This is a genomic window from Pedobacter panaciterrae, from assembly GCF_013204795.1.
GTDB lineage: Bacteria > Bacteroidota > Bacteroidia > Sphingobacteriales > Sphingobacteriaceae > Pedobacter > Pedobacter panaciterrae.
Map to the genome: position 1 here is coordinate 39,207 of NZ_JABMKW010000006.1, position 12,264 is coordinate 51,470.

Sequence of the window (12,264 nt, forward strand, 5' to 3'; positions counted from 1 at the left end):
AGCTATTTCAACTTTTGTAACTAAAGCTTTGCAGAAAACTAATGAAATGATAATTGGGTTGGTGACCCGAAAATCAGACGGGTAAATGCTGATGAACCTGCTCTAGGGCAAAATCGAGCTGTTCTTCTTGTGTTAATTCTGTATTGTCGAGAATTATAGCATCCTCGGCCCGGGTTAGCGGGCTTTCTGCACGTGTAGTATCTGCGTAATCTCTATGAGCCAGATTTTCAAAAACGTCTTCCAGAGAAGTAATTGTATCGCCCTTACTTTGTAATTCTTTAAAGCGACGTTCGGCCCTGATTTTGGGGTCCGCAGTCATAAAAAACTTTACCTGAGCATCGGCAAATACTGTTGTGCCTATATCGCGGCCATCCATTACAATATTTTTTGACTTACCCATGCGTTGTTGCTGTTTTACCATTTCTTTACGCACAATTTTGTTCGCAGAGACTTCGCTAACGTTTTCAGAAACTGGCATTTGTCTGATCTCTTCAGAAACTTCCTCACCGTTCAGCGTAATGTGAGATTCGTAATCCCTTGAGTGGAAGTTTAATTCGATATGCTGAAGTGCATCTTTTACTGCCTCAGGATCGCTAATGTCGACTTTATTGCGAATAAAGAATAGGGTAACGGCACGGTACATGGACCCACTGTCTATATAAATGAAACCTAGTTTTTTGGCTAAAGCCTTTGCAAGAGTACTTTTTCCGCAAGAAGAATAGCCGTCAATAGCTATAACCAGGTTTTTTCTCATATAAGGCAAAGTTAATAATTTGAGGAATGATTTTCAATCAAAATTTCTAATAAAGTAAATTGATGGCAATGGAAATAATTACTTTTGCGGCATGATACCCACTAAGGAAGATATTGTTAAAGTTGTGCTATTTAAAACTTCACGTAGCGGAGGTAAGGGCGGACAAAATGTAAATAAGGTTTCAAGTAAGGTTGAACTAATTTTAAATATACACTCAGCACCCTTTTTAAATGAGGATGAAAAGGAACTTTTAAATGAAAGGTTAGCGCATAGGCTAGATCAGGAAGGAAACCTGCATATTGTTTCACAAGAAGACCGCAGTCAACTGATGAACAAAGAAAGAACCATTATTAAATTAATTGCATTGCTGAAATCTGCGCTTCACATTCAAAAAAATAGGAAGCCAACAAAAATCCCTAAATCAGTTATCAGAAAAAGATTGGCAGATAAGCAAATAACAGCAGCTAAAAAAGAAAACAGAAGGCGCCCGCAGTTCGACTAATTAATTAAATCTGTAAAACATACTAATTGATCCATACTGGTGTGCTTTAGCTGTGCTTTTTATCTCTTTTGTTTTAAATAGCATTCCGAAATCAAATGTGAAGCGTTGTGAGCTGTAATTAAATCCAATCTGCTGAGCAAAAACAATAGGTTTTATACCAAATGTAACCGGACTATTGTTGTTGAACATGCTTCCTTGTACTGTTGCGTCATAAGCAACAAAATTCAATTGTGGCTTGGCGTAAAAGAAAATCTCTCTTTTTACCAATGCTTTTGTTTTTGCATTATTTCCAATTACTGCATTTGTATAAGCGGAATTGAACAGTTGATTAATGCCGCCTGCTCTAAATAAAATACCTGCCCCCGCCCCACTAAATGTGGTACCCACATTTGCATAACCATCAAATGAAAAATCAATAGCATTGTTGGATGCACGGTGTAATAGCTTTGTGTATTGGGCTGAAAGATTTACCGCCATCTCATTTCTGATCTGATATTGCCAGCCATCAAGCTCATAAAAGCCCACAGTATTATGTAATAGCTCTTGTCCGTCTTCAGCTAATGAATTTGGCCCGGTTGTTCCTATTTCTATACTGGTTTTTAGTACACTTTCATTACTATGGAACCAGCTTAAAGCACCTCCAACATATAAATACCCTGCAAATGGCCTGTCTTGTTTTTCAGGATCTGGTGCATAGCCCGAAATAGGGTTATACATTTTTTGCCCGGCAGATATTTCATAGGTTTTTTTTTCTAGTCCATTCTTTAGCTTGCTCTGATCCATCGCTCTGCGATAATTAATAAATAAACCATTGGTGTAGTAACGGTCAGAACCTTGTGCAAGATAAGAGTCATTGTCGCTTTTAAAACCGAACTCATTCTTGAAAGTTTGAGCGGAAGCACTAAATGTTAATATAGATAGAATCGAAAATAAGAGAATGGATTTGCTGTTCATTTGTTGGTTGTAAAAAAAACTCCGGTATAAATTACCGGAGTCTAATATAGTACTTAATGACTAAATATAAGCCAATAGCCATTATTCGAAATAAATATTATGCCTTAGTTAGCAATTGGATTTGGTTTAACATTAAGATTCTGAGGATTTTTGACTTTTTCCTTAGTTAACGCAATCTCAATTACCTCTTTCATTTCGGTTACATAATGGAAGTTAAGATCCTTAATGTAACTTTCTTTGATTTCTAAAATATCTTTTTTGTTTGATTTACAAAGAATTACATCTTTAATGTTTGCTCTTTTTGCCGCGAGTATTTTTTCTTTTATACCTCCAACCGGCAAAACTTTACCACGTAATGTAATCTCTCCGGTCATAGCCAGATTAGGTTTTACCTTACGTTGAGTAAATGCAGAAGTTAGGGCAGTTAGCATAGTTATGCCTGCTGATGGGCCATCTTTAGGAGTAGCTCCTGCCGGAACGTGAACATGAATATCCCATTGATCAAACAGTAAATGATCAATATCAAACAAATCAGCATGAGCCCTTAAATAAGCCAATGCTATAATGGCAGATTCTTTCATTACTTCACCCAGATTACCCGTTAAGGTTAACTTTCCTTTTCCCGGGCTTAAGCTTGCTTCAATAAATAAGATATCGCCACCCACCTGGGTCCATGCTAATCCGGTTACAACACCGGCAACTTCGTTACCTTCGTAAAGGTCTTTATCGTAAATTGGAGCTCCAAGTATGCGTTCAACATCTTCAGAAGTTAAATTAGGCTCATAAGTTTCATCCATGGCAATTTTTGTAGCCACGCCTCGTACAAGTGAACCAATTTTTTTCTCAAGGCCACGAACTCCTGATTCACGGGTATAATCTTCAATCACTTTTTCAATTAAAGCTCCTTTTAAGGTAATATCTTTAGATTTTATGCCGTGTTGTTCCTTTTGTTTAGGAAGTAAATACTTTTTAGCAATTTCTATCTTTTCTTCAATGGTATAGCCATTTACCTCAATTATTTCCATACGATCCAGCAAAGCCGGCTGAATAGAGCTTAAAGAGTTAGCCGTTGCAATGAAAAGGACATTGGATAGATCGTAATCCGCCTCAACATAATGATCGTTAAAAGCATTGTTTTGTTCTGGGTCTAATACTTCTAAAAGGGCAGATGAAGGGTCCCCTCTAAAATCAGAGCCTACTTTATCAATCTCATCTAAAACAAATACTGGATTAGCAGCACCCGCTTTTTTGATAGACTGTATGATCCGGCCTGGCATTGCACCAATATAGGTTTTTCTGTGACCGCGAATTTCTGCCTCGTCTCGTATTCCTCCAAGAGCCATACGGACATATTTCCTGTTTAAAGCTTTAGCAATTGACTTTCCTAATGATGTTTTACCAACTCCCGGAGGGCCAACCAAGCAAATGATAGGAGCTTTCATATCACGTTTAAGCTTAAGTACAGCCAAATACTCTATAATCCTTTGTTTTACCTTTTCAAGGCCAAAATGATCTTTGTCTAAAATACGCTGTGCACGTTTTAGGTCAAAATTATCCTTAGTGAAATCATTCCAAGGTAGGTCTAGCAACAATTCCAGATAGTTTATCTGAACAGAATAATCTGGAGCGGCAGGATTCATTCTGCCTAATTTTTCCAGTTCTTTATTGAAATGACTTTCTATATGTAATGCCCATTTTTTCTTCTTTGCACGGGCTTGTAAAGCCTCGTACTCCAAATCAGATGAATTACCTCCCAGTTCTTCCTGTATTGTTTTTAATTGTTGGTTCAGAAAGTAATCTCTTTGTTGCTTATCAAGGTCAGTTCGTACTTTAGACTGTATCTGGTTTTTAAGTTCAAGCATTTGAAGCTCCAGTGTTAACAGTTCCATTACCATCATGGCACGTTCACGCAGGTTAGTCATTTCAAGCATTTTTTGCTTGTCAGACACATCGGCATTCATATTCGATGATATGAAGTTAATCAGGAAGGAAGTGCTTTCAATATTTTTTAATGCAATTCCAGCCTCGCTAGGGATGTTTGGAGACAGTTGAATAATCTGGCTCGACATTTCTTTGATAGAAGCCACCAAAGCTTTAAACTCTTTGTCGCTTTTATGTTTAGCTTCAGTAAACTTACTAATCGTTACTTTAATATAAGGCTCTGACTGAACTTCTTCGATTAATCTGAAGCGCTGCTTTCCCTGAATAATTACCGTAGTATTTCCATCAGGCATTTGAAGCATTTTGATAATGTGGGCAACTGTACCTACACTGTTTAATTGCTCAAAGGTGGGATCCTCTATAGAAACATCACGTTGTGAAACAACTCCAATAATCCGATTTCCTTTATAAGCTTCTTTTATAAGTTTTATTGATTTATCTCTTCCTACAGTAATAGGAATAACCACACCTGGAAATAAGACTGTATTTCTAAGTGGGAGTATGGGCAGGACCTCTGGTGTTTCTTCATTGTTCATTTCATCTTCGTCTTGTTGAGACATCAACGGAAAAAACTCAGTATCTTCATTTATGATAGGTAGTGCATTGCTAAAATCAAATTGATCTTGTTTACTCATTAATATAGTCCTTCTTAAAATTAAAAAACGACAATCTGACAGCATGTCGCTTGCGAAATTATTAATTATATTGAATACCTATAATTTCAACTCCTGTGCCAAAAGCACTATAAGTTGTTTTCTATGTTAAAAAGTCAGGTAAAAAATAATAATCCTTATACCCATCATATTTTTAATTATTTAACGTTTAGTATATCATATTTGTAAATGGTATGATAGTTGCCTAATGTAAACTCCGAGATACCTGGGAAAAAAAAGTTTAAAATTTGTTAGGGTATTGAATAAAACTAAATATATTTATTTTTTAATAAAAATTAATGAACTATTTCAAGCAAACAATTCTGGTATTACTTGTGATTTCGGCCAACAGTAGTATTGCTCAAAACAATAACTACGATAAGTTGGGAATGCAGGCCTGGTTAAAGGGTGATTATAAAGGTGCAGTGGCTCAATTAGAAAAAGCGGATACCAAAGACCCTAATAATTCTAACGTTTTAAAAATGTTAGGTTATTCTTATTACCAGTGTGGCGATTATGAAAATGCGATAAATACATATAGCCGTTTCCTGACTTTAAAACCATCAGATTACTCCGCATATTATTATAGGGGAAAAGCCAGATTAAATGTGGCAAATGATCCAAAAGAATCACTAAATCAGATGAGAGAAAGCTTTTATCTAGCTGCTATTAAAGATTTTTCGAAAGCAATAGAGATAAACGGGGAAGAAGATCCTCAGTTGTTACAAAACAGAGGATTGGCCTATAAGGACTATGGAATTTATAAATCCTATAAGATAAAAAAGGCAGTAGAGAAAAAAGCCTGCATTACCTTATTCAACAATTCGGTTTCGGATTTTCAAAAGATACTACTTGTTCAGCCACAACGTAAAGATATCATATCTTTAATTGATTACGTAAAAGCCCAGATAACCAGTTTAAAATAATAAGAAGCTTAGCTTAAAAAAAAAAGACCAATGCATAATTTGCATTGGTCTTTTTTTATTGGAAAGATCCAGTAATTGTATATGATTTTTTGGATAGTAATTTAATGTTTTGCGTTTTCTTAACCTGGTATAGACTGTCTGCATAGTAGGTCAAGGTATCAATAGACGTGTACAGAGAATTTGTATTTTTTATTAGTACTTTAAGACCAAACACCTCATTGTTTTTATAAACTACTGAGATCTCCTTAACCGGAACTTTCTCATTATCGGAAGAATAAAGCTCCTGATCCTTTGATTTTTTAAGTTCAAACAAACCTTTCCATGAAGCCCTATTCATGTCAGCGTCCGAAAAAAGAGCTAATTCCTTTTTCCAATCAGGGATTTTAATGCGCTTACTTTCTGTAGCACCATTCACACTTACTGTTTTGTTTATTAAGGGATTCTCTTTGTTTAGCCTTGTAGCTTCTTTTTCAAAATACCCTTTTACATCAAAATAGGTTAAGTCAGTTTTCTGTTTTTTATCAGTTGAATTGCTACAACTGATAAAAAACAAAGGAATGAAAAATGATAAAATTGTGTTTTTCATTTATACTAAACTGTTACCAGTCATAATTTCCGGCTTTTGAATACCCATTATTTGTAAAATAGTAGGGGCAATATCTCCTAGTTTGCCGTCAGCAACAGATTTGAAATCTTTATCAATTAAAATACAGGGAACAAGATTAGTTGTATGGGCAGTGTTAACAGAGCCGTCGCCATTTATCATATATTCTGAATTGCCGTGATCTGCAAGTATAATAAACGAATATCCATTTTCAATTCCTTTATTTACTACAATCTCAGCACAGCTGTCAGCTGTTTCAACAGCTTTAACAACAGCATCAAATACTCCAGTATGGCCCACCATGTCAGGGTTTGCAAAATTTAGACAAACAAAATCCGGCCAGCCTGTCTCCAGTTCTTTGCAAATAGCTTCGGTAATTCCTGCAGCACTCATTTCTGGCTGCAAATCATAGGTTGCTACTTTTGGAGAAGGGATAAGGATCCTTTTTTCATTTTCGAACTCTTGTTCTCTACCACCCGAGAAGAAGAAAGTTACGTGAGGATATTTTTCTGTTTCTGCAATTCGGATCTGGTTCTTATGATTTTTTTCAAGTACCTCTCCAAGAGTCTGAGAAAGATCGTCCTTGGTAAATATAACTTTTACGTTATTAAAACTTTCATCATAAGTTGTCATAGTAACATAATACAGTGGCAATTTATGCATTCCAAAATCAGGATAATCAGCCTGACTTAATACAGAAGTTATCTCTCTTCCTCTATCTGTTCTGTAATTGAAACAGATAACCACATCATCAGGTTGTATAGTTGCGACAGGTGAACCATCTGATTTTGTAATTACAACAGGTTTAATAAACTCATCAGTGATGCCATCCTTATAGGATTGCTCTATCGCAGAAATAGGATTACTGGTAGCCTCGCCAACACCTTTTGTAAGGAGGTCATAAGCTAACTTAACTCTTTCCCATCTGGAATCTCTATCCATAGCATAATAGCGGCCAATTAAGCTGGCTATTTGAGCATTAGAAGTTTCTAAGTGGCGATTAAGGTCTTCAATAAACTTAAGGCCTGAGTTTGGGTCGGTATCTCTTCCATCTAAAAAAGCATGTACAAATACATCTTTAAGTCCTTGTTCATCAGCTGCATCACATAATGCCTTTAGATGGTTGATATGAGCATGAACGCCCCCATCTGAAACAAGGCCTATAAAGTGAACTTGTTTATTATTATTTTTAGCATAATTAAAAGCATCTAGTAAAACCTCATTCTGATGCAAAGTTCTATCGCTTATTGCTTTATTGATTCGTCCGAGTTCCTGATATACTACTCGTCCGGCACCTAAGTTCATATGGCCAACTTCCGAGTTTCCCATTTGTCCTGCTGGTAAACCAACAGCTTCTCCGGAAGCCTCAAGCTTTGAGTTAGGGTATTTTTTTAATAAGGAATCAAAGAATGGAGTGTTGGCAGCATAAGCGGCATCAGATTTGTCTTTTTTTCCATAACCCCAACCATCAAGGATAAGTAATACTAGTTTTTTATTATTCATTATTGTCTACTTTTCGTTTATTAACAAAGATAAGTCTATTGTGCCTTTTTTTTGAACCTAATTAAAATTCATATCAATATTTGTATGTTTTTACAAGAACATGTCAATATATTTTATAGTACCACATACTGAGTGGTTTGTGTTATAAGTGGTTTTTATGCCATTAATGGCATAGTTTATGTGCAAGAATGATCATTAGCTATTTAGAGATTATGAAGCCCTTACTTTCATTATTTGTTTTTTTTATTCACTTTTCCTCTTTTGCTGCTATTCAGGGCGATATTATTGATGGCTTATCAACAAATTTTAAAGCTGGAAATTCAAAAGAAATAGCCGCTCATTTTTCTCCTTCTGTTGACTTAATTATAATAGATGAGGAAGATGTATATTCAAAAGCACAAGCTGAACAAATATTAAGAAGTTTTTTTACTAAATATATTCCTGTAAAATCATCCGTAATTCATAGGTTAAATACCAATCCCAATTACAGATACGGGGCCCTTTCTCTTGTTACAAAGAATGGAACTTTTAGGGTTTCCATTACAATGAAAAAGGCCGGCAATGCTTTTTTTATTACTGAATTAAGAATTGAGACTGAGAAATAGTTGTAAAATGCTATTTTTGGGTTTAAATTTAAGTTTTGGATAAGCTAACTATAGATCAATTTATAAAAAATGCTGTTGCGGAAGATTTGGGCGATGGAGATCATACCTCCTTATCAACCATTCCGGCAAATGCTCAGGGGAAAGCGAAGTTGCTAATTAAAGAAGACGGTATTGTTGCCGGAGTAGAATTGGCATTGCAGATCTTCAATCATATTGACCCTAGATTAATCGTAGAAGTATTTATTAAAGATGGGGCTCCCGTAAAATATGGAGATATTGTTCTAACAGTATCGGGTAGTACGCATTCAATTTTGTTGGCCGAGCGCCTGGTTTTGAATTGCATGCAGCGTATGAGTGGCATTGCAACAAAAACCAATCATGTGGTTGCGCTTTTAGGTAACTATAAAACTAAACTTTTAGATACAAGGAAAACCACTCCCGGATTAAGGTATCTCGAGAAATGGGCTGTGAGGATTGGTGGAGGTGTAAATCATCGCATAGGGCTATATGATATGATTTTAATTAAAGACAATCATGTTGATTATGCCGGGGGTATTGCAAATGCTATTAATTCTGCAAATCAATATTTAAAAGATAAAAAAAAGACACTCGATATTGAGATCGAGGTTAGAAATTTATCCGAATTACAAGAGGTTTTAAAGAATGGCAATGTAAACAGGATCATGTTAGATAATTTTACATTTGCCGATCTCAAAGAGGCTGTTAAAGCAATTAATGGTAAATATATTACAGAAGCCTCGGGAGGTATTACTGAAGAAAATGTTGCAGAATACGCTGCTTGTGGAGTAGATTTTATATCCATGGGGGCATTAACACATTCTGTTAAGAGTTTAGACATGAGTTTAAAAGCCTTTTAGGTTATGATTTCCATCTATTCTATTTCAGCAGTTATTTTAGCATATCTGTTTGGTTCTATACCAACAGCGGTGTGGCTTGGCCAGGCGTTTTATGGTGTAGACGTTCGGGAATATGGAAGCGGCAATGCAGGTGCAACCAATACATTTAGGGTACTTGGCAAAAAGGCCGGTATTGCTGTAATGACAATAGATATTGCAAAAGGTTACACAGCAACAAAGCTTGCATACTTTATAGGTCTTTCTGTTACGGGTCCTCAAAATTCTTCGCAATTTATTAATTATGAGCTAGCCCTTGGTGTTACAGCTGTTATGGGCCATTTGTTCCCTATCTTTGCCGGATTTAGAGGCGGAAAGGGAGTGGCAACTCTTTTTGGAATGATTTTGGCAGTTAACTTCACAGCAGCGATGTTTTGTGTTCTGGTATTTGTAGTAGTATTATTGGCAACTAAATATGTTTCACTAAGTTCTATTTGTGCAGGGTTCACCTTCCCATTAAGCATAGTGTTCATAATTCATTCTTCAGTAAAGTCAGAGGTTTTATATGGTATGTGTGTTTGCATACTTATTTTGGTAACACATCAAAAGAACTTGGAGCGACTACTCAAAGGCAAAGAATCTAAAGTATATCTGTTTAAAAAAAAAACAAATTAACTAACCTTAATCTAATGAAAAAGATATTAATAATCGGGGTAACAGCAATTGGCCTGGCGTTTTCCTCGTGCTCTACAGTTCCCTTAACAGGCAGAAGCAGGCTAAATCTGGTAAGTGATGATCAGGTGTTGCCAATGGCCTTTCAGGCGTATTCACAGTTTCTTACTGAGAATAAAACAGCAGTATTATCTTCAACAAATGCCCAGGCCCAACGCGTTAAACGGGTAGGAAACAGTCTTATATTATCTGTAAAAAGTTATATGAATAATAATGGCTATGCGGATTTAATTAAGGATTATAAATGGGAAGTAAATGTTGTAGAAAATAAGGAGATGAACGCCTGGTGTATGCCTGGTGGTAAAATTGTAGTCTATACAGGATTATTACCCGTAACTCAGGATGATGCTGGTTTAGCTACTGTTATGGGACACGAGATTGCTCATGCTATTGCAGGACACTCAGCTGAGCGTATGTCGCAACAAATGGTTTCACAAGGTTTAGGTGTTGCGGGCAATGTAGCGTTATCAAAAAATGCAAAATCTCAATCTGTATTTAATACGCTATATGGAGTAGGGACGCCTTTAGTGATGCTTAATTATTCGCGTAATCAGGAGCTGGAAGCGGATAGATTAGGGCTTATTTTTATGGCAATGGCAGGATATAATCCTCAAAGCGCAACTTCGTTCTGGCAAAGGATGGCTGCCGCCTCTCAGGGCAGTCAGAAACCACCTGAATTTTTAAGTACTCACCCTAGTGACGCTACAAGGATTGCACAAATCCAAAGAAGTATACCCGAAGCACAGAAATACTATAAATCTACAACCGGGAAACCAATAAAATAAGGAGGCATAAAGCGGTCGTCTTAAAACGGTCGTCATCTCGAAAGAAGAGAGATATCTCTTGGATAACACAGGCAAGAAATATCTCTCTTCTTTCGAGATGACGAAATGGAGATAGCATGATTTCATTGATTATGATACATGCTCTTCAAGAGTTTGCATAATCGCTGATGCTTTAAGCATACACTCTTCATATTCAGCGGTAGCATTAGATGCGTATGTAATTGCCCCTCCGACCTGAAAGGACAGATATTTTGATGAAGATTGGTACAAGATGCTTCTGATGATCACATTAAAATCAAAGTTCCCCTCAGGCGTTATATATCCAAATGTACCAGAGTAAGCGCCACGGCGGCTAAATTCATACGCTTCTATCAGTTCCATGGCTTTTATTTTCGGCGCGCCCGTCATCGAGCCCATAGGGAAAGCATTTTTTATGGCGTCAATAAAATGTATCCTGGGATCTAACTGACAGGTAACTGTTGATATCATTTGATAAACCTGGGCGAAGCCATAAATTCCAAAAAGCTCTTCAACCACTACGGTTCCCTTCACCGCACTTTTGGTCAGATCATTTCTAACCAGATCCACAATCATTACATTTTCCGCCTGTTCTTTAGCATCATTTTGCAGGTTGAGCTTTATAAGTTCATCTTCCTTTATGTTGCTGCTTCGTCTGGCAGTTCCTTTAATCGGCTGTGAGATCAGTTTATTTCCTCTTTTACAGAGAAATCTTTCCGGACTGGCCGATAATATGTACTGATCTTTTATTTTAAAGAAACCTGAAAATGGAGTAGGGGATACCTTTTTTAATTTTGTATAGATATTTAAAGGGTCTATATGGGCGTGTTCAGCAAAAAATTCCTGACAAAAATTAACCTCATATATGTCACCTCTTATAATATGTTCTTGTAGCTCTTCAACTGTTTTGATATAGAGCTCTTTTGATAGCCTACTTTGAATTTCAATTCCAGAGTGGGCTTCCTGGTCATCACTGGTATATTCCTCAATTTGATTTAACAGGGTTTGGTCTCCAAGGATAACCTTTATTTCTCCTTTAACCACTGCAATAAGGTATTTGGGGACAAAGAAAAACAAATCGGGAAAATTAAGACTGTCAGAATTCCCTGAGTCTAATTGTTCAACCTCGTTTTTGAGGTCGTAACTAAGTAGTCCGAACATCCAGTTTTTCTGGACTCCATAAAATTCTTTCAAGGAATCAAAAGCAGCGCCGTATTTAAGATTAATCGATTCTTTAATGCCAACGGCTAATAGGAAATCAAATTCTCCATAGGAATCAGGATAGCTGTTCGAATCATAGCAACAACAAACATCAAATGCGTTGGCCCATTGCAATGCTTTTTCTTTAAACGAATCTAAATCCTGTACTTTCATTTTGTTTGCGCAAATGTATAGAATATCGGAATAGCATAAACGAAAAAAGGCGACAAATA

Annotated in this window: 12 protein-coding genes; 6 read left to right on the forward strand and 6 right to left on the reverse strand. The window is 36.4% G+C overall.

Features of this window, described 5'->3' with window-relative positions; translation table 11 throughout:
• Nucleotides 1–73: 73 nt before the first annotated feature.
• The gene (gene cmk, locus HQN86_RS01650; RefSeq protein ID WP_172659304.1) at nt 74–754 is read right to left on the reverse strand and encodes a (d)CMP kinase; all 681 of its coding nucleotides are present in this window, start codon (nt 752–754) and stop codon (nt 74–76) included.
• A gap of 91 nt (nt 755–845) precedes the next feature.
• Here cmk and arfB point away from each other — a divergent pair, with 91 nt between their 5' ends.
• The gene (gene arfB, locus HQN86_RS01655; RefSeq protein ID WP_172659305.1) at nt 846–1,256 is read left to right on the forward strand and encodes an alternative ribosome rescue aminoacyl-tRNA hydrolase ArfB; all 411 of its coding nucleotides are present in this window, start codon (nt 846–848) and stop codon (nt 1,254–1,256) included.
• Here the strand turns inward: arfB and HQN86_RS01660 are convergent, their stop codons facing one another.
• Nucleotides 1,257–2,210 (reverse strand): lipid A deacylase LpxR family protein, encoded by a 954-nt coding sequence (locus HQN86_RS01660; protein WP_172659306.1) that lies wholly within the window; start codon nt 2,208–2,210, stop codon nt 1,257–1,259.
• 104 nt (nt 2,211–2,314) lie between these two features.
• Complete coding sequence (lon, locus tag HQN86_RS01665) at nt 2,315–4,786, reverse strand: endopeptidase La (RefSeq protein ID WP_172659307.1); 2,472 nt, start codon at nt 4,784–4,786, stop codon at nt 2,315–2,317.
• Nucleotides 4,787–5,103: 317 nt separating this feature from the next.
• Here lon and HQN86_RS01670 point away from each other — a divergent pair, with 317 nt between their 5' ends.
• Complete coding sequence (locus tag HQN86_RS01670; protein WP_172659308.1) at nt 5,104–5,730, forward strand: tetratricopeptide repeat protein; 627 nt, start codon at nt 5,104–5,106, stop codon at nt 5,728–5,730.
• Between the two features lie 55 nt (nt 5,731–5,785).
• On the opposite strand, the gene HQN86_RS01675 is transcribed toward HQN86_RS01670, so the two are convergent.
• The gene (locus tag HQN86_RS01675) at nt 5,786–6,316 is read right to left on the reverse strand and encodes a hypothetical protein (protein ID WP_172659309.1); all 531 of its coding nucleotides are present in this window, start codon (nt 6,314–6,316) and stop codon (nt 5,786–5,788) included.
• Nucleotides 6,317–7,837 (reverse strand): 2,3-bisphosphoglycerate-independent phosphoglycerate mutase, encoded by a 1,521-nt coding sequence (gene gpmI, locus HQN86_RS01680; RefSeq protein WP_172659310.1) that lies wholly within the window; start codon nt 7,835–7,837, stop codon nt 6,317–6,319. It lies immediately after the preceding gene.
• A gap of 212 nt (nt 7,838–8,049) precedes the next feature.
• On the opposite strand from gpmI, the gene HQN86_RS01685 reads away from it, so the two are divergent.
• From HQN86_RS01685 to HQN86_RS01700, 4 genes are read left to right on the forward strand one after another with little or no spacing between them, the layout of a single operon-like run.
• Entirely contained in the window at nt 8,050–8,442 is a 393-nt protein-coding gene (locus tag HQN86_RS01685) for a DUF4783 domain-containing protein (RefSeq protein ID WP_048907259.1), read from the forward strand.
• 35 nt (nt 8,443–8,477) lie between these two features.
• Nucleotides 8,478–9,320, forward strand: coding sequence for a carboxylating nicotinate-nucleotide diphosphorylase (gene nadC / locus HQN86_RS01690; RefSeq protein ID WP_172659311.1), 843 nt, complete (start codon nt 8,478–8,480; stop codon nt 9,318–9,320).
• Nucleotides 9,321–9,323: 3 nt separating this feature from the next.
• On the forward strand, nt 9,324–9,971 hold the full coding sequence (gene plsY, locus HQN86_RS01695; protein ID WP_172659312.1) for a glycerol-3-phosphate 1-O-acyltransferase PlsY: 648 nt from the start codon (nt 9,324–9,326) through the stop codon (nt 9,969–9,971).
• A 14-nt stretch (nt 9,972–9,985) separates the two neighbouring features.
• Nucleotides 9,986–10,813 (forward strand): M48 family metallopeptidase, encoded by an 828-nt coding sequence (locus HQN86_RS01700; protein ID WP_048907116.1) that lies wholly within the window; start codon nt 9,986–9,988, stop codon nt 10,811–10,813.
• 129 nt (nt 10,814–10,942) lie between these two features.
• Here the strand turns inward: HQN86_RS01700 and HQN86_RS01705 are convergent, their stop codons facing one another.
• A complete protein-coding gene (locus tag HQN86_RS01705) occupies nt 10,943–12,205 on the reverse strand; it encodes an anthranilate synthase component I family protein (RefSeq protein ID WP_172659313.1) in 1,263 nt (420 codons plus the stop codon).
• Between the last annotated feature and the right edge of the window lie 59 nt (nt 12,206–12,264).

What these genes read in the sequence shown, in the direction of transcription:
- cmk (WP_172659304.1), bottom strand. Translation starts at nt 754, where the DNA reads ATGAGAAAAAACCTGGTTATAGCTATTGACGGCTATTCTTCTTGCGGA.
- HQN86_RS01700 (WP_048907116.1), top strand. Translation starts at nt 9,986, where the DNA reads ATGAAAAAGATATTAATAATCGGGGTAACAGCAATTGGCCTGGCGTTT.
- HQN86_RS01660 (WP_172659306.1), bottom strand. Translation starts at nt 2,210, where the DNA reads ATGAACAGCAAATCCATTCTCTTATTTTCGATTCTATCTATATTAACA.
- HQN86_RS01670 (WP_172659308.1), top strand. Translation starts at nt 5,104, where the DNA reads ATGAACTATTTCAAGCAAACAATTCTGGTATTACTTGTGATTTCGGCC.
- arfB (WP_172659305.1), top strand. Translation starts at nt 846, where the DNA reads ATGATACCCACTAAGGAAGATATTGTTAAAGTTGTGCTATTTAAAACT.
- HQN86_RS01675 (WP_172659309.1), bottom strand. Translation starts at nt 6,316, where the DNA reads ATGAAAAACACAATTTTATCATTTTTCATTCCTTTGTTTTTTATCAGT.
- HQN86_RS01685 (WP_048907259.1), top strand. Translation starts at nt 8,050, where the DNA reads ATGAAGCCCTTACTTTCATTATTTGTTTTTTTTATTCACTTTTCCTCT.
- gpmI (WP_172659310.1), bottom strand. Translation starts at nt 7,837, where the DNA reads ATGAATAATAAAAAACTAGTATTACTTATCCTTGATGGTTGGGGTTAT.
- lon (WP_172659307.1), bottom strand. Translation starts at nt 4,786, where the DNA reads ATGAGTAAACAAGATCAATTTGATTTTAGCAATGCACTACCTATCATA.
- plsY (WP_172659312.1), top strand. Translation starts at nt 9,324, where the DNA reads ATGATTTCCATCTATTCTATTTCAGCAGTTATTTTAGCATATCTGTTT.
- HQN86_RS01705 (WP_172659313.1), bottom strand. Translation starts at nt 12,205, where the DNA reads ATGAAAGTACAGGATTTAGATTCGTTTAAAGAAAAAGCATTGCAATGG.